Consider the following 16,065-nt stretch of genomic DNA (forward strand, 5'->3'; position numbering starts at 1 on the left):
GATCAGACTGCGTCAGGCTGCATCCGAGCGATCGTCGCTGCCACGTCCTCCGGGTCGAAGTCTGCAATCTGACTCGGGAACCACGAAAATCGCAGCCCATTGGTTGCAACTTCCTCCGGCAATCCCATCGCTGTCAGAACGTGACTGGGCGTGTACGCCGCGCTGGTGCATGCCGAGCCGGTCGCCACAGCTACCTGACTCTTAAGGCGCACGATCAGCGCCTCCGCATTGAGGCCATCGAACGTCACGTTCAGAATGTGGGGCACGGTGCGATCAGCGTCCCCATTAATCCGGAAGCGCGTCTTGCCAAGGGCGGTGAGCATTCGCTCTCGGATCGCAAGGGCGTCCCGCTTCCAACGGGCCTGCCCCTCGTTGAAAATCCTTGCTGCTTCATAAAGACCCATGATCAGCGGCACAGGTAGCGTCCCCGGGCGGAGCTTTCGCTCCTGGCCGCCTCCGAACATGATCGGCTCCAGTGGAACCTTGTCCCACCCGCGTCGTCGCGTCACCAGCGCCCCCACGCCCTTCGGGGCGCCGATCTTGTGGCCGCTGATGCTGATCATGTCGATGGGGGCCTTGAGGTCCTGCGGGACCTTGCCGTAGCCCTGTGCGGCGTCGACATGCAGGAATGTCGGCGTCTCGCAGAGCTTCTCGGCGAGCTCCGCGACGGGCTGGATGACGCCAGTCTCGTTGTTCACGTGCATGAGGGAGACCAAGAGCGTGTCTGGGCGCAACCTCGCCAGTACCGCCTCTGTCTCGATTCGGCCAGATGCTCCCGGCTCCAAGAAGTCGACCTCGAAGCCCCGGCTCTGCAGGTGCTGAAGGGGCTCAAGCACTGCCTTGTGCTCGATTGCGGACGTGATGATGTGGCGTCGCTCACTCTTCTCGCCGTAGGGAGCCATGCCCAGAAGGGCGATGTTGTTCGACTCGGTTGCCCCGGAGGTGAAGATGACCTCCTCGGTCTTGGCGCCTACCGAGCCCGCTAGGTATGCCCGAGCTTCTTGCACCGCCTTCTTGGCGCGCGCTCCGTACTCATGGGTGCGGCTGCCGGCGTTGCCGAACTCTTCAGTCATCCAGTGGCGCACGACATCCGCCACGCGGGGGTCCACCCGAGTCGTTGCTGCCACATCCAGATACGCCACCACAACCGCCACCCACTTCTAGGACGTTTCTCGTGCCATCGTGTACGTCAATCGGTTAACGTACACGTGTGACGCGTTAACGCGCTGCAGGGCACCGCCGTCTCTGTCAACACAAGAGGTGCCGCACGTCATCCCGCCGGGTGGCGTCACGGCGAGGCGCCCACCGATTCACGCTTCGCCCCTGCGCTAGCTCCATCGTGACCTGGGCGCTGAGGGGGAGCGTTGGTACGTCAAATGATGGCTGCCAGCTGACGCCAGTACGTTAAAGTTGCGAAGTGGAGAGCGAAGCTGTGGCACCTGCGACCCGAGTCGTCGCCCCCCGCACTTCCACGGGGTTCGAGTACACCTTCCCTGCGATCCGCGGCATTCAGGCAGGTCGAGAGTTCTACGTCTCTATGTGCCCGCTGCGGCTGATCCCCAAGATCTTTATCTTTGACGAAGATGAGCTGTCTCCGGAGCTGCGGGCGCAACGCATCCTCAACAAGGGGAGACTCCCCGCCCTTACTAAGTATATTCTGGACAATCCGGCTGATTACGTCTTCAGTGCTCTGACCGCTTCGGTCGATGGCGAAATGGACTTCGACAGCCACAGCGCGGATGGCACAGGCTTCCGCACAGGGCAGCTCCGCATCCCCATGGACGCCAGGTTCTTGATCAATGATGGGCAGCACCGACGGGCAGCCATCGAGCTCGCCCTCAAGGAGAACCCAGACCTGGGCGAGGAGACGATTGCTGTCGTCTTCTTCCACGACGCCGGGTTGGATCGATCCCAGCAGATGTTCGCCGACCTCAACCGGCATGCTGTCCGTCCGGCGCGCTCCATCGGTGTTCTCTACGACCACCGGGACCCTTCCTCCCAGGTGGTGCGGGAGATGACGGGAAGGGCGAAGATCTTCAAGGGCTACGTCGAGATGGAGAAAAGCAATCTCTCGGCCCGTTCCCGGATGATGTTCACCTTGAGCGCCCTGTACTACGGAACGCAGGCGCTCCTCCAAGGACTTGACCTCAAGCAAGACGCTGCTACGGAGCTGGCTCAGCTGTACTGGGAGACGATCGACAAGGCCCTCCCTGAGTGGGAGATGGTCCGCACCCGTGCTCTCACCTCCGCCGAGATGCGGCGCGACTTCATCCATAGTCACGGCATCGCCCTTCATGCCCTCGGGCGAATCGGAAACTCCCTCCTGCGTGAATCCACCTCGCCGGCCAAGTGGCAGAAGCGGCTCGCCCCACTTGAGCAGGTGGACTGGGCGCGGGCGAATACCGACTGGGAGGGACGTGCCATCGTCGGCGGCCGTGTGTCCAAGAGCCACCAGAACGTGACCCTGACCGTGAACTACCTGCGCAACCACCTCGGTCTCGGGCTTAGCCCCGAGGAGCAGCGCGTGGAAGACGCATACCTGCGAGGCGATGCATGAATACCCCCCTTCCCCTTGGCCTGCCCTCCGTCCGACGGCTGCCGTTTGACGGTCGGCTGCTCGACGACGTCGTCGCCGAACTGACTGACGAGGTGCGCGAGCTCTACACCGCGGATGAAGTTCCTTGGGTGATCGGGTACAGCGGTGGCAAGGACTCCACCGCAGTGCTTCAGCTGGTCTGGACGGCGCTGAAAGAACTGCCAGCCGACAAACTCATCAAGCCGGTTCATGTCATCAGCACAGACACCCTGGTTGAGAACCCGGTAGTGGCGGCTTGGGTTACTGCGTCGCTCGAAACCATGGAGAAGGCTGCTGCCGAGCAGGGGTTGCCTGTCGAGCCGCATCGCCTGACTCCAGAGATCAAGGACACCTTCTGGGTCAACCTCATCGGCCGCGGATACCCTGCACCGCGTCCCAAGTTCCGTTGGTGCACCGAGCGGTTGAAGATCAAACCTTCCAACTCGTTCATCCGAAGTGTCGTAGCCGCTCACGGCGAAGCCATCATGGTTCTCGGTATTCGCAAGACTGAGAGCCAGGCCCGTGCCCGCGCGATGGAGAAGCACGAGAAGCGCCGTGTCCGCGACCGACTCTCGCCGAACGCAAACCTCCCTAACTCACTCGTCTACAGCCCCGTTGAGGACTGGACCAACGATGACGTGTGGGAGTACCTGATGCAGAAGCCCAACCCATGGGGCTACAACAATCAGGACCTCCTCAGCATGTATCAGGGCGCCTCTGAAGACGGGGAATGCCCGCTGGTGGTCGACTCCACTACTCCGTCTTGTGGTTCAAGCCGCTTCGGCTGCTGGACGTGCACGCTGGTCGAGCAGGACAAGTCAATGACGGCAATGATCCAAAATGACGAAGAGAAGGAGTGGATGATCCCTCTGCTGAACTTGAGGGACAAACTCGATTCGCCCTTTGGTTTCGTAGAGGACAAGCTGGACCCCGACTACCAGCCCGGCAAGAAGATCCCGCACCCTCGGCCAGACAAGCAAGCTCGTGACTTCCGCCGGATGAACGGACAAGTCAACCTGTTCACTCGTCGCAGCGATGGGGAATTCAGCGTCGTCCATGGCCCCTACCTTCAGAAGTACCGGGAGGAGTGGCTCAGGGAGCTCCTGACTGCCCAAACCTGGATCAGGGCCCACGCGCCCGAGCACGTCCGCAACATTGAGCTCATCAGCATCGAAGAGCTCACGGAGATCCGGCGCATCTGGGTCTTCGACAAGCACGAGGTTGAGGACTCTGTACCGACGATCTACAAGAAGGCTACTGGCGAGGAGTTCCCCGGTGGTCCGCTCGATGAGCAGCTCGTCATGGGTGCCGATGAGATGGAGCTCCTCAAAGAGGTCTGTGACGGCGACGAGTTGCATTACGACATGGTGCGCGAGTTGCTCTCCGTCGAGCGCAAGTACCGCACCATGACGCGACGCTCAGGACTCTTCCAGGCACTCGAAGGCGCAGTGCAGAAGGGCTTCTATGAGGATCGTGACGATGCCGTCGCGTTCGCGCAGCGCAAGAAGAAGTGGCGCGAAGAGGTAGAGACCAACCCGACCTTCGACGAAGTGACCGACACTGATGCTCCTGCGTAACATCACCCTTGAAGAGTTCGGCGCTTATCGAGGTAAGCAGTCACTCGACCTCACCGTGAAGAAGAGCAAGCCGATCATCCTGATCGGTGGACTCAACGGTTGCGGCAAGACGACTCTGCTCGATGCCATCCAGCTCGCCCTGTACGGTCCGCGTGCCCGATGCAGTGGACGAGGCAGCAAGGCATACGAGACCTACCTTCGCGAGAGCATCAACCGACAGCACGACCCGGCACGTGGTTCCTCAGTCACTTTGGAATTTACCGTCACTGTCGACGGTAAAGAGCACTACTACAGTGTCGTCCGAAGCTGGCACGTCAACGGCAAGACCCTGAAGGAATTCCTCAACGTCTCCGTTGATGAGAACTACGTCACCAAGCCTGGGCGCCGTACTCAGCCAGAACTGAAGTACAGCAGGCTACTCAGCGAAGGCTGGGCAGACTACGTCGAAGACCTGCTTCCGCTTGAAGTGGCATCGCTGTCCTTCTTCGACGGCGAGAAGATCGAGTCCCTCGCCGACCCTGAGCGTGCAGCCTCGGTCATCGAGTCAGCGGTGCATTCCTTGCTCGGAGTAAGCACCGTGCAACAGCTCCGCACTGACCTGCTCGCACTCCAACGTCGCCAGAAGCTGTCCGATGAGGAACAGCACCTGATGGACAACATTCGTGCACAGGAGCATGAACGCGAGTCTGTTCAGGAACAGCTGGACGTGGCGGAGCAGGATTCGAAGCACCAAGATGCTCTGCTGAAGAATGCTCGCCACAAACTTGAGAGCTTGGAGCGCGAGTTCCAGAACGAAGGAGGCGGCCTCTTCGAGCGCCGTCTCGAGATCGAGCAAGAGCGTAAGCGGGCTGACGAGCGCCTTGCCGAGCTTCGTTTGTCCCTAGCCCAGGTCGCAGCAGGCCCGCTACCACTGCTCATGATGCGTACGCACCTGAAGGACGTCCGCAAGCAGGCCCGGCGTGAGCAGTCGGCGGCTGAAGCCGGCCAGGTCCTTGACGTCTTGGAGAAGCGAGATCAGTGGCTGCTCGATCTCTTGCCCGAGGATGCAAGGGACACGATCACGAAGAGGCTGGAGGAAGACCGAGTCAAGCGCTCCAAGTCTTCTGTCTTGAAGGTGGACTTCGCGCTTCCCCACGATGCTCTGGCGCAGCTGACGGTGCTTGACGAGGTTCTCGTACGAGACGAGGCTCGGGCCAGCGAGCTTCTGGCACTTGTTGCCGCTGCTGCTGAGGAACTCGATCAACTGGATCGCCAGCTGGCCGGTGTCCCGGAGCAGAGCAAGGTGGAAGACCTCCAGAAGAAGCGCGCAGCACAGCTCAAAGAGCTTGCCCGCATGGAGGCCACGGTCGCCCGTGGCAGGGAACGGGCCGCCGAACTCAAGCGGCGTCGGGCCAACGTGGAAGCCGCCCTTGAACGTGCTCACAAGGAGTTCGTCCGGACGAAGGTGAAGGCCGAAGAAGTCGAGCGGATCATCAAGTATTCGGAGAAGGCCCGAGGGACTCTTGAGCGCTTTGGTGAAGCACTCCTGCAGCGGCATATCAGTCGGCTTGAGGTGGCTGTACTGCAGAGCTTCAAGGACCTCATGCGAAAGCGGGGACTCGTCCAAGACCTCCGCATCGCCGGCGACTTCAGGCTCACGCTGACCGACTCTCAAGGCGACACGATCGACCCTGGGCGCCTCAGCGCTGGCGAGCGGCAGATCCTAGCCGTCTCACTTCTGTGGGGGCTGATGAAAGTCGCCGGAAACCGTCTTCCCAGCGTGATCGACACGCCGCTCGGACGCCTCGACAGCCGCCATCGCGAGCACCTTGTGGACCGATACTTCCCGCAGGCGAGCGACCAGGTACTTCTCCTCTCCACTGACGAGGAGATCGACGAATACCTGCTGGGCCGCCTGAAGAAGTCGGTAGCCCATACCTACACGCTGGTCCACGACGATACGACCTTCACCACCAACGTCGTCGAGGGGTACTGGTGGAACGAAGGAGCCCTGCATGTCGCTCGATAGCGTCCGTCTCTCGCAGCCAGCCAAAGATCGTTTGTCGTGGCTGAAGCGCACGACCGGGATCCCCAACTGGAATGTTCTGTGTCGGTGGGCCCTCGTCATGTCACTCAAGGACCCGTCGACCCCGTTGGTGAAGGACATCGTCACCGATTCGACTGTGGAGATGTCATGGAAGACCTTCGCCGGCCAGTACGGCGACATCTATCTTGCACTCCTTAAGCAACGCTGTATTGCCGACGGGGAAGAGCCGACGGATGAAAACGTCGCCAAGACTTTGACGATTCATCTACACCGAGGAATTGGCCACCTGGGCGGTCAAAAGGAGTTTCAATCTCTGGAAGGGCTGGTCGGAACAGCCAATCCTTCGTAATGGATGCGCTGGCGGGTTTCGCCCGAATTCTAGAAACTCGCCAGCGCATCCCACTTACGCCGTGGAAGACGCGGCAAGGCGCTTCGGTCCAATCCATCTATCTAGATGCCAGGGGTCGTGAGTCTCACAGTACACGGCGAGATTCACAGGCGTCAGGGCTCCTTTAGGATTTCTAGGCCCCGCGAACAGCTCGCTGTCCTCAATTTTTGACGAGCACCCGTCGGGGTGCTCGCACCTTCTGCGAGTAGCGACCGTGCGCAATACCCAGAGTGGCTGGGGTCGCGTCACGGGTCCAAGCGCGGGGTGCTGAAATATGCCACCTGACCACGGGGTGGCATCGTAGATGTTCGTGTATCGATTTTTTGTCGAATTGCACCAGCCGCAGGCTAGGCGCAAGTTGTCGATTATCGTTTGCCCACCCTCGGCGACGGGGATTACGTGGTCAACTTCAATACATAGCTGTGCGGGAAGTTGGCCGCGAGGGCGCGTGAAGTCAACGAGTTTCGATACTGGCGGCCCCGCTTTAGATTCGCGGAGAAACTTATCCCGAGCCTGGGGCCCGAAAAGGAATCCGCATAGATAGCAGCGCGGTTGCGGTTGCCCCAAGGCCCAGAGGTCTTCACGTAGCGAAATGCCGATTTCCACTCGCTTCCGTGCCCTTCGGGCAAGGATCATTTGCCAGGCAAATCTCGTGAGGACCTTGGCGTACTTCGTACGCTCATCAAGGGGAACCTGCGGGCTGGTCGCATTGAAGAAGGAAAGTATCGGTCGATGAAGGTGTCCGATATTGAGTTCCGCGTCCAGTTCGTACGGAGCAAGGTCCACCAAACTCTCGATGAACCACCGCGCCCATACAGTGGAGAGATCTCCGCGCAGTAGCCAGCCATGGTTTCCAGGGATAACCTCTGGAACTGTGTGCTTCGAGAGTGACTTCAAAGCCTCATCTGACCAGTTACTATCCAGCGCCTTCTTAATCTCGGCGAAGAAATCGCCGACTTCCTGCGGCTGCATCACGCCCCTGCAGTGGGGTTGAACTCGCCTTCCTTGGGCAGGTAGTCAGGGTTCCTGCGGTAGTCATTCCACAGGCGGGCCCAAGTGCGACGAATCAGAGGGGTGTCCTTCTTCTCGACTTTCCAGTTCCGGTTGAAGTAGGCGAGATTGACTCCGTCAAGCCACTCACTCATGGTGGCGTCGACATCAGCCAGATTATTGAGCGTCCTCTTCTGGGTGCGAAGATACTCGAAGTAGTCGGCGGCCAGGATCGTCAGGGATACCTTATTGAACAGGTTGCTTCGCGTCGTCCCCCATGCGTTGAGCGCCTCGGGATCATCGGAGCCAAATTTCTCCCTGATGTTTGAGTAGAACCTGATGAAGACTTCGCGCCAGGGGCCGTCGGGGCGACCCCATTCGGCAAGCTTCTCCTTGTGGGTGTCAAAGGCAGCCACGTAGGAACTGTCGTCCAGGTGGAACTTCGCCCAGGCTTTTGCCCAGTCATTCTTCTGTGCGAAGAGCTTGCCACCTGACAGCTCACGGAAGATGCTGACGAGTCCCTTGAGTACGGACCACTGGAGATGGGTGTTCTGATCCCCGGTGGCACCCGTGATGCCTGTCTGCACGAAGTTCTTGAAAGGACTTTCATCAGCGCGGGTGAGGTAGGCAATGGCCTGCGAGTCATCGAGCTTGATGCCGGCGTCCTTGAGACGCTGGGCAACAGGGTCGAGCTCTTCCTTGCTCAGGCTGGTTGAAACGATCGTGCCCAGGAGCGCCTTGCCCATGGGGGTCGCCTTCTGGTTGACCACCACGAACTGAAAGACGTGCTCGCTCGGGCTGTCGTCCATGAGGAGCGAGACCGGGAGCTGTCGGGAGTGCTGGCCGATGAACTCGGCCTTCGCCTGCCCGGGGTCTTTGCCAGCCTCGGCCGCGTCCAGCAGGAAGTCTTCCCCTTCGCTTCCTTCGGCGAGACTCTCGGCTGCAAGTACGGCACCCTTCAGGCGGTGCTGGCCGTCCACAAGCATGATCGGCTTGAGGTAGCTGATCATGGCATTGCGGTCGAACCCGAGGATCCTGTCGGGGTTCGCATCTGGGTCCAAGGCTCCAAGGACCTTGATGCGTCCTTTGAGCTCGGTGTAAAAGTCGATCAGATGCGTCTCGTCTGTGAGGAGCACGCTGGCAGCGTCCGTGTCATCGCCGTTGCCCCCGTTTTCCTCTGCTCCCTCTTCGTCTTCGTCTTCGTCCTCTTCCGTGAGGACTTCGAGCCCATGCTCTTTGCGCCCTCTGTCCATGATCGAAGACAAGCGATCTGGGTCCAGGTCCGTTTCCTTGAGTTCCGGAACACGTGACTCCAGTTGCTCGACAACCTGAGTCATGAGGTCCAGCAGAGAGGTGTCGCTGAAGTCAGGGCTCACGATCTTGATCGTGCCGAACTGGGGATGCCCATCGAGCTCTTCGAACTCCACCAACGTCTTGGTCTGCGGCGCCGCAAGGAGCGGGTTCTGCACGATGTTGCGCTCGTCATGGTAGAAGCTCGAGAGCTCGCGGATGCGAGTCTTGTTCTCTTGCCGCTGGAAGCCGATCGTTTCCTCGTCATCGAGTCGGCTGCGCTGCGGGACGCCGACCCACCGGTCGATCTCGGTCGCCGGCGCCGCGAAGAAGACCAGCGGCTTGCCAGATGCCGTCTGCTGCGTGACGTGTGCTGGGTACGTGTATGTGATCGTCTTCGCGTTCACGCAGGGCCCTCCAGAGCGACATGATCCAAGCCGCCCCCAACGCTACCTGGTGACAGAAACCGACAGGGCGTTCTTCCAGCATTCCTCGCGCCTCCGTGCCATGTGACCTGCGCCAGCGCGGACAGATGGGAATCCGCAGGGACGACGGTGAGGGGAAGGACCTCAAAGCTGTCCCATAGGAGATGTGGGCGTTCCGCAGATGACTGTCAGTGGCGCGCTCTACAGTTCAAGAACCTGCTCATGCCGAAGTCGACCACCTGGCGACGACGGCCAAAGGGAGAGTGGGTCAAGACTGAGTGGGTCCGGCTTACAGCAGCCGGGCACCGGGGAGGGGCTCCATGCTCCAGCTCAACGAAGTCCGTATCGAAACGATGTGCCGTCTCTACGCGAAGTACAGCAAGCGTCCATGGGATGGCGAGTACCTCGATGTGCTCGACACTCAACCTCACGCTCGGCGAGAAGCGCGCCGCGGATGACCCAGACCATCCGTGCCGGAACGTCATCAGGGACGCACGCCGGACCATTCGTCGCGCGCATGCCAACGCTCGCGAGCAGGCCGCCTGCCGCCCGCTCGCTGACGCAGCTCGCCGCCGTGTGTGCTCCACGCCCGCAGACGGAGCGACGGTGGCCGAGGTGATCACTCATATCACCCCCGAGGCTTGTGCCGTCGCAGCGGAGACTCTGCAGGAGCTGAGAGTCTTTGCGAGGACACTCGGATCTCATGGGCCCGCGTGCCTCCAAGGAAGGCTCGACATGATGACCGTCGCCGACTCCGCAGTACAGACGCAGCGGTCTGTGGCGACCGTGGAGCGGACCCGACACGCACTTCGCCAGCACGCGAAGACGCTCATCAGCATCCCGCCGTGACGGGGCTCCAAGGATCAGGTGTTCGTCTTGGTGAGCCGTACGAGAGCAAGGGAAGCTTGGCTCTCCGTTTCACGCGGGCCGTCGTCAACCTGCAGATTCCCGTGGGAACCATCGGCGCTTACCTACTTCTGCAATACGAACAGCAACAGGCCACGCCCTTGTACGTCGGCCGCTCCGACACCTGTCTCCGTCAACGTCTGATCCGTCACCCCCTCCGTAGCCGCGCCAACACGCGACAGCCACCACGCCTACGCCATCGAGTCGTACTGGTACCACCGCTACCTCTCGACGAGCGCCACGATCGCCAACTTGATCCATCCCGCCAGCCCCGCAGGAACAGGCCGACGCTGCCCGTACTGCTACGAGACCGAAATTGAGCGCGCGCTGCGCCGCGCTCTCCCTCCGCCGCACACTCTGTAGATCAGGAGACCAGTATGAACGACATCGCCGAGGGCGCCATTCCCGTCGTCCTGTCCGGCCAGGCACTCCTCAGCCTCCGTGAGTCGGGCCATAACTTCCCGTCCGCAGTCGGGGAAGTGATCGACAACAGCGTCGAGGCACGCGCCAACCACGTCCAGATCATGACTGAAGAGGTCATGAAGGGGCGCAAGAAGGTGATCAGCCAGATCGCCTTTTTCGACGACGGGGAGGGCATGGATGACAAGACCCTGCACCACTACCTGCAACTTGGCTTCTCCACGCGGTTCATGTCCGACAAAACCATCGGCAAGTTTGGTGTCGGCGCCAAGCTGGCCGGCCTCAGCGTGGGCACGTGCATCGAAGCATGGTCTCGTGTGGCGGGTAGCGAGGCGATCAGGCATGTGATGTTCGACCTGGACGATGCCGTCGAAGCAGAGAAGCGGGGGGAGAAGATCGGCATTAACCCGCCCGACGATGAGCCGCTGCCCGCCCATCTCGTGCCCTACTTCCCGGAAGGCACCGGGACGCTAGTCCTTTGGTCCAAGATCGACCGGGTGTCCGACGGACACGGCCGCAGCACCCCGGACCACGTCCGCACAGAAATCACCAAGGAACTCTCCAGGATCTTCCGGGACTTCCTCTGCGGCGGCATCAGGATCACGGTCGACCACACCGATCTTGTGCCCCACGACCCGACGTTTCTGCGCAAGGGAACTTGGGTGGACAAGGTCCTGACGGATGAAATCGCTCGCCGCGAGAACGCGCCGCGGGACGACAAGGACACCCACTTCGAGGGGCAGGTCTTTTTCAACGAAGAAGTGGACGTCCAGGGAACCGATCACAAGATTCGAGTGGTCATTACGCTCGCACCCCGCGAAGTGCTGCGGGCCAAGGGCAAGGGTGGAGACGCCCTGGCACGCAAGCTGCGGTTGCCCGAGAACGAGGGCGCAATCAGCTTCATGCGGCTCGATCGCGAGATCAGTTACACGCCGGTGGCCCGTCTCTTCCCCGACGGGATCCTTACGCCGGACAGGTTCATCGGCTTCGAGGTCTACTTCACCCCTGAGCTCGACCGCCTCATGGGCGTTCGCAACGTCAAGCGCGGAGCAGTGCCGGCAGATGAACTCCGCAAGACTCTCCGTGATTTGGCTCGCCGGATCATCCCGCGGGCGCGCGAAGAACTCCAGCGCCACTGGGGCGATGACGATCGGACCGAAGCGGTGAAGTCAGGGGAGCACGCCTCTCTGGCCAAGGCGGTGAAGGAAGCCGATCGCACGATGCCCAAGTCGCGAGTCAAGGACGTACCCACTCCGGACGAACGGGACAGGGAGTACGTCGACCTTGCTCAGGATGCGGGGCGCAGCTCGACCGAGGAAGAGCAGGCAGCATACGTCCAAGAGATCAAGGACATGCCCTTCGTGATCGAGACGGTCAGCTTCCCTGGCGACCAACTCATCGAGCTGACCCACCTTGGGGACCAGACGATCATCCGGCTCAATCAGCGACACGCCTTCTACCGGGAGATGTACGAGCCGCTTAATGCTCTCTCCAAGGACGTCACCATGGCGAATGCTCCGTCGCTGCAGACGACGGCACGTCGAGCGATCGAAGCCATAACTTTGCTGCTTGTCGCCTACGCGAAGGCTGAGTCGATGCACGACACCCCGAACGAGCAGTACGGACAGTTGAGGAAGCAATGGGGCGGCTTCGCTGAGCTATACCTCAACAAGATCAAGGATGTTCTCTGACAGCCGAGATCACCCGCTAGTCCGTGCCCTGGTGCAAGAAGTCATCGCTTGTGCCAGGGCACGGTTCTGTATGCCCGTGCTCTTGAAGAGCTGCTCGGGGTTCTGTCAATCAAACGGTGTAACGCGGGTGGTTGAGGTTACTGACGTGCCGCGGAGAGCCGGCCGTCGAAGGTGATGTCGAAGGCGTTCAGCGCGGTCTTCCAGCGCATGATCCAGCGGGCCTGAGCCTTGCCCGTGGGGTCGAGCGACATGATCGCCATGTAGACGCACTTCAGGGCGGCGGTCTCGTTCTGGAAGTGTCCGCGGGTCTTGACCGCCCGCCGGATCCTGGCGTTCACGGACTCGATCGCGTTGGTGGTGCAGACGATGCGGCGGATCTCGGTGTCGAACCGCAAGAATGGGGTGAACTCCGCCCACTCGTTCTCCCAGAGCCTGACGATCGCCGGATACTTTCGGCCCCAGGCGTCGGCGAGGATCGCCGGGACACGGAGCGGCGGGAAGCATGGGCGCGTGAAGGTATACGGCTCATCTGGGACGAGCACAAGGCCGGGGTGCCATGTCGGGGATGTGGCGAACCCATGTATGACGGCCTGGGGAACTGGCCGGGGCTCATGTACCTCACCGAAGAGGAGAAGCGCGACTACGAGGTCATGGAAGAGCGGTTCCGGGAGCTGCACCCAGATTGCAAGAGCGGCCGCTGGGGCACAGGCGGGTCGCGCATGAGGCACTGCTGTCTATGCTGTCCGCTGCCACCGATGGGGCCGGCGCAGATCGAGAAGCTCACTCGACTCTTTCAGACCTTCCCCTCTGCCGAGGAACGCAAGAAGGACCTGGACGCCTGGGAGCTGATCCTCACCTGCGATCACGTGACCACCTTCATCCAGCACCGGGAGAACACCTACGTCCGGTGAGTGGTCGACTGCCCGGAGTGTCAGACGCGGCGAGAGCAAGCGGCTCGGACTCGCATATAGCGACGATGGCGTGGAGGCAGCCCGGAGTGAGGTGGAGCAGGCATGTGTCGCTGCCGAGCTGACCAAGGCGAAGGAGCAGCTCTGCCGCCAGCAGTAGCGTACTGCTGCTACGAGCAGCCGGATCGAGGAGCTCCAGAAGCAGCTCACCCCGACTGCCCGGGACGACGGAATTGCGTGAGCGGTGCGTGAGCGGACTGGGTGGGACAGGGTGGATTGAGCAGCACGTGGGTTGTGGGGCCTAGGTCTCTGGCCTGGGGAAACGGGATTCTGCGGCACCGTCCGGCACCACCCGTCACGATCTTGCAGGCCCTCGTAATGCGTAGGTCTCGGGTTCGAATCCCGAAGGCGGCTCAGAGAAACCCCAGTTCACATAAACCGTGACCTGGGGTTTTCTGTTGCTCGGGGCATGCGACTCACACGGCTGGGGTGCCGCGACTTTGCTTGCGTGAGCGATGCCTGAGCGGAGCCGCTCAGGGACCTACTTCTTGGGCTTGCGGCGCTTGGCCTGGGCTTTTGCCTTGTCCTTCGGCTTGCCGCCCTTCGCCCTGGCATTCTTGGCCGCAGCCTTCTTCGCCGCCTTGCGTGTCGCCTTCTCCGCCTCGGCCTTGCGCTGAAGGGGGACCAGCTTCGCGGTCGCCTCGGCGGCGCTCCTGCCGACCTGGGGCAGGACGCTTAATGGTGACGTCGGGTAGGGGAACTGTCCGAATGCCCTTGAGTCAGCCGTTCGGTGCCGAGGTCGTCACGATCGGCAGACCTGGATCAGGGAGGCAAGGATGGCGCCCGGGTCGTGTAGGGGGCGGGCGCCGTCGGTGACGACTCGGCGTGTGCCGGGATCGACCGGGTTCGTCTGTGCCCAGTCCGGGGGAGCCCGATGTTGATCTCGACTTCCAAGCCTGATCCTGTGGACGGGACGCGAAAGCGGGGACCGAGTGCTTCCAACACCGTTCGGGACGCGCCCAGTACACGGCGGTGGGTCCAGGGGTCACTCATGCGCACTGGTTGGGAACGGTACGAGCACTTCGACAACCGGGACGCGGGCTGGACCAAGGCCGTCCTCCGCCCCGACGGCGGGAGCCGCAGTCGGTAGGCGGAACTGGTCGGTAGGCAGAGCTGGGCTGTAAGCAGAGCCGATCGGCAGGCGGAGTCGGGGTGTTGTGGTGTCACATCACCTCTGTGACGAGGGAGATCGCACGGTCGACGAGGCCCGCCTCGTGCCCCTCGTGCCCTTCGAGTCCCGCGTGCGCCGTGGCGGCGGTGCGGCGCGCGGCGGCTTCCGCGAGCTGGGGAGCGGGGATGCCGCCGGACGCGGAGAAGTGCGGCGCCAAGGCATTCAGCAGGGCGAGGGCGCCTGCCGACACCGCGTCCCGGACCCGGGGGTCGATCGTCGTCCGGGCCAGGAGCAGGGCCGTCATGGCGCGGTCCAGGGCGGGCGCGCCCTCCGCCGTGCCGCTCCAGTCGATCACCACCGGTCCCCCGGGCGTCAGCATCACGTTGCCCGGGTGCAGGTCGAGGTGGAGGATCCGGTCGTCGGGGTGCGGGGAGAGTCGTGCCGGGACGGTGTGCAACTCGCCGAGGAGCCCGGCCAGTACGGTGGCCGCCTCGGACGTGGAGAGGTCGCCGGACTCCAGGGATGCCAGCATGGTCGGGCCGGTCAGGCGCCGCAGCACCAGGTCGCAGGAGGCCGTAGCGGCGTCGCGCGGGCCGAGCCGGGGAACCGGGTAGCCGTGTGCGCTGAGGTAGGACATGACTGCCCACTCATGGGTGGCGTCCAGCCCGTCGCGGTTGCGTCGCAGGACCCAGTTCTCGTCGAGCGCGTACACGTCGGCGGTGCGTCCGGCACCCAGTAGCTCACCTATTCGCATGCGACGAACCTATGGGTAGGGGTGCGCGACGGGGAGTTCAAGCGCATGTGGACGTCCTCGGCCCAGCCCAGGAGCCGGTCCACGACGATCTCACGCCCCTCGTGGTCGCGGACGCGGCCGGAGCAGTGGCCGAAGCACGGGTCGGCACGGCAGGCGATCAGACCTGCGTCGGTTCGGGTGGAGCGGTTGTGGAGCGGGACGAAGGTGAGGCCCACCGCGGGCCCGTCGCCCGGCGAGGTGTGCAGGCGGCGCGGATCGGCAAGGCTGGTGCCACCGTCTCGCGGCGGTGCCTGGGTGTCACCGGCGGGGTACACGCCGCACCCGGACCGGAAGCCTTCCGGTCCGGGCCGTCGGCTGTCCCGGGGGGGCGGCGGGGCCGGGGAGTAGCCTGGGGGTGTACGGCTTCCTGGTGAGGTGAGCCGGTCGTGTCGGCCCGCACGTCGAGGGAGGCCGTGGCGCATGGACACCCTGATCAATGTCGTGGTCGTCCTGGCGATGATCGCGATCGCGGCGTTCGTCATCCATCTGCTCAACACCCGGCACCGGCATCAGCATCTGCGTCGCGTGCACTACGACCACGGCCTGGCCGGGTTCGGGGACCGCCCCGCGTCGGGCCCGGCCTCAGGTACAGGTTCGGCCCCCGGCCGCCGATCAGGAGCGGATTCCGGTGCGGCTCCAGGACGGCAGGACACGGTAGAACGGCAGGACACGGTAGAACGGCGGGACGTGGCCGGACGGCGGGACGTGGCCGGACGGCGGGAAGGCGACTCTTCCGGTTCCGGAACAGGCACCGACTGACAAGCCTGCCTTGAGTCGCCGGCGGACGGCGGTCAGCCGTCAGATCCGAGCCGTCAGTTGCCTGCGGTCAGCGGCCAGCGGGCCCTTGGCGCTCCGGGCATCTGGGCTGGGTGCGGTGAGCTACGTGCGGGCCCCTGTTCCGCAAC

Annotated in this window: 12 protein-coding genes and 1 pseudogene; 7 read left to right on the top strand and 6 right to left on the bottom strand. The window is 62.6% G+C overall.

Features of this window, described 5'->3' with window-relative positions; translation table 11 throughout:
* Positions 1 to 2: 2 nt before the first annotated feature.
* The gene (gene dndA / locus ACGF2V_RS12760; RefSeq protein ID WP_289947632.1) at positions 3 to 1,154 is read right to left on the bottom strand and encodes a cysteine desulfurase DndA; all 1,152 of its coding nucleotides are present in this window, start codon (positions 1,152 to 1,154) and stop codon (positions 3 to 5) included.
* Between the two features lie 263 nt (positions 1,155 to 1,417).
* On the opposite strand from dndA, the gene dndB reads away from it, so the two are divergent.
* From dndB to dndE, 4 genes are read left to right on the top strand one after another with little or no spacing between them, the layout of a single operon-like run.
* Entirely contained in the window at positions 1,418 to 2,557 is a 1,140-nt protein-coding gene (dndB, locus tag ACGF2V_RS12765; protein ID WP_289947630.1) for a DNA sulfur modification protein DndB, read from the top strand.
* A complete protein-coding gene (dndC, locus tag ACGF2V_RS12770) occupies positions 2,554 to 4,152 on the top strand; it encodes a DNA phosphorothioation system sulfurtransferase DndC (RefSeq protein ID WP_362707488.1) in 1,599 nt (532 codons plus the stop codon). Before dndB ends, dndC begins: the two co-directional genes overlap by 4 nt.
* On the top strand, positions 4,139 to 6,160 hold the full coding sequence (gene dndD / locus ACGF2V_RS12775) for a DNA sulfur modification protein DndD (protein WP_362707485.1): 2,022 nt from the start codon (positions 4,139 to 4,141) through the stop codon (positions 6,158 to 6,160). Before dndC ends, dndD begins: the two co-directional genes overlap by 14 nt.
* Entirely contained in the window at positions 6,147 to 6,527 is a 381-nt protein-coding gene (gene dndE, locus ACGF2V_RS12780; protein ID WP_362707483.1) for a DNA sulfur modification protein DndE, read from the top strand. The genes dndD and dndE overlap by 14 nt, the downstream gene beginning before the upstream one ends.
* Before the next feature lie 54 nt (positions 6,528 to 6,581).
* On the opposite strand, the gene ACGF2V_RS12785 is transcribed toward dndE, so the two are convergent.
* Both ACGF2V_RS12785 and ACGF2V_RS12790 read right to left on the bottom strand, forming a co-directional pair.
* Complete coding sequence (locus ACGF2V_RS12785; protein WP_392911932.1) at positions 6,582 to 7,538, bottom strand: HNH endonuclease; 957 nt, start codon at positions 7,536 to 7,538, stop codon at positions 6,582 to 6,584.
* Positions 7,538 to 9,253 carry a hypothetical protein gene (locus ACGF2V_RS12790; protein WP_362707480.1) on the bottom strand — a complete coding sequence of 572 codons (1,716 nt, stop codon included), beginning with the start codon at positions 9,251 to 9,253 and terminating at the stop codon, positions 7,538 to 7,540. Before ACGF2V_RS12790 ends, ACGF2V_RS12785 begins: the two co-directional genes overlap by 1 nt.
* 1,301 nt (positions 9,254 to 10,554) lie before the next feature.
* On the opposite strand from ACGF2V_RS12790, the gene ACGF2V_RS12795 reads away from it, so the two are divergent.
* A complete protein-coding gene (locus tag ACGF2V_RS12795) occupies positions 10,555 to 12,288 on the top strand; it encodes an ATP-binding protein (RefSeq protein ID WP_289947615.1) in 1,734 nt (577 codons plus the stop codon).
* A gap of 137 nt (positions 12,289 to 12,425) precedes the next feature.
* Here the strand turns inward: ACGF2V_RS12795 and ACGF2V_RS12800 are convergent.
* Positions 12,426 to 12,761, bottom strand: a pseudogene (locus tag ACGF2V_RS12800) (transposase); the annotation flags it as partial.
* Between the two features lie 105 nt (positions 12,762 to 12,866).
* On the opposite strand from ACGF2V_RS12800, the gene ACGF2V_RS12805 reads away from it, so the two are divergent.
* Entirely contained in the window at positions 12,867 to 13,199 is a 333-nt protein-coding gene (locus ACGF2V_RS12805; protein ID WP_289956427.1) for a hypothetical protein, read from the top strand.
* A 1,220-nt stretch (positions 13,200 to 14,419) separates the two neighbouring features.
* Here ACGF2V_RS12805 and ACGF2V_RS12810 read toward each other — a convergent pair.
* Together ACGF2V_RS12810 and ACGF2V_RS12815 are read right to left on the bottom strand one after the other, a co-directional pair.
* The gene (locus tag ACGF2V_RS12810; protein WP_362707476.1) at positions 14,420 to 15,121 is read right to left on the bottom strand and encodes a phosphotransferase; all 702 of its coding nucleotides are present in this window, start codon (positions 15,119 to 15,121) and stop codon (positions 14,420 to 14,422) included.
* Positions 15,112 to 15,435 carry a DUF2804 domain-containing protein gene (locus tag ACGF2V_RS12815; RefSeq protein WP_362707473.1) on the bottom strand — a complete coding sequence of 108 codons (324 nt, stop codon included), beginning with the start codon at positions 15,433 to 15,435 and terminating at the stop codon, positions 15,112 to 15,114. Before ACGF2V_RS12815 ends, ACGF2V_RS12810 begins: the two co-directional genes overlap by 10 nt.
* A 145-nt stretch (positions 15,436 to 15,580) precedes the next feature.
* Between ACGF2V_RS12815 and ACGF2V_RS12820 the strand changes: the two genes are divergently transcribed.
* Entirely contained in the window at positions 15,581 to 15,919 is a 339-nt protein-coding gene (locus ACGF2V_RS12820) for a hypothetical protein (RefSeq protein WP_362707470.1), read from the top strand.
* Positions 15,920 to 16,065 lie beyond the last annotated feature (146 nt).

The sequence above is a fragment of the Streptomyces sp. NPDC047982 genome (assembly GCF_043204165.1).
GTDB lineage: Bacteria > Actinomycetota > Actinomycetes > Streptomycetales > Streptomycetaceae > Streptomyces.

What these genes read in the sequence shown, in the direction of transcription:
- dndC (WP_362707488.1), top strand. Translation starts at nt 2,554, where the DNA reads ATGAATACCCCCCTTCCCCTTGGCCTGCCCTCCGTCCGACGGCTGCCG.
- dndD (WP_362707485.1), top strand. Translation starts at nt 4,139, where the DNA reads ATGCTCCTGCGTAACATCACCCTTGAAGAGTTCGGCGCTTATCGAGGT.
- dndE (WP_362707483.1), top strand. Translation starts at nt 6,147, where the DNA reads ATGTCGCTCGATAGCGTCCGTCTCTCGCAGCCAGCCAAAGATCGTTTG.
- ACGF2V_RS12785 (WP_392911932.1), bottom strand. Translation starts at nt 7,538, where the DNA reads ATGCAGCCGCAGGAAGTCGGCGATTTCTTCGCCGAGATTAAGAAGGCG.
- ACGF2V_RS12795 (WP_289947615.1), top strand. Translation starts at nt 10,555, where the DNA reads ATGAACGACATCGCCGAGGGCGCCATTCCCGTCGTCCTGTCCGGCCAG.
- ACGF2V_RS12805 (WP_289956427.1), top strand. Translation starts at nt 12,867, where the DNA reads ATGTATGACGGCCTGGGGAACTGGCCGGGGCTCATGTACCTCACCGAA.
- ACGF2V_RS12810 (WP_362707476.1), bottom strand. Translation starts at nt 15,121, where the DNA reads ATGCGAATAGGTGAGCTACTGGGTGCCGGACGCACCGCCGACGTGTAC.
- ACGF2V_RS12820 (WP_362707470.1), top strand. Translation starts at nt 15,581, where the DNA reads ATGGACACCCTGATCAATGTCGTGGTCGTCCTGGCGATGATCGCGATC.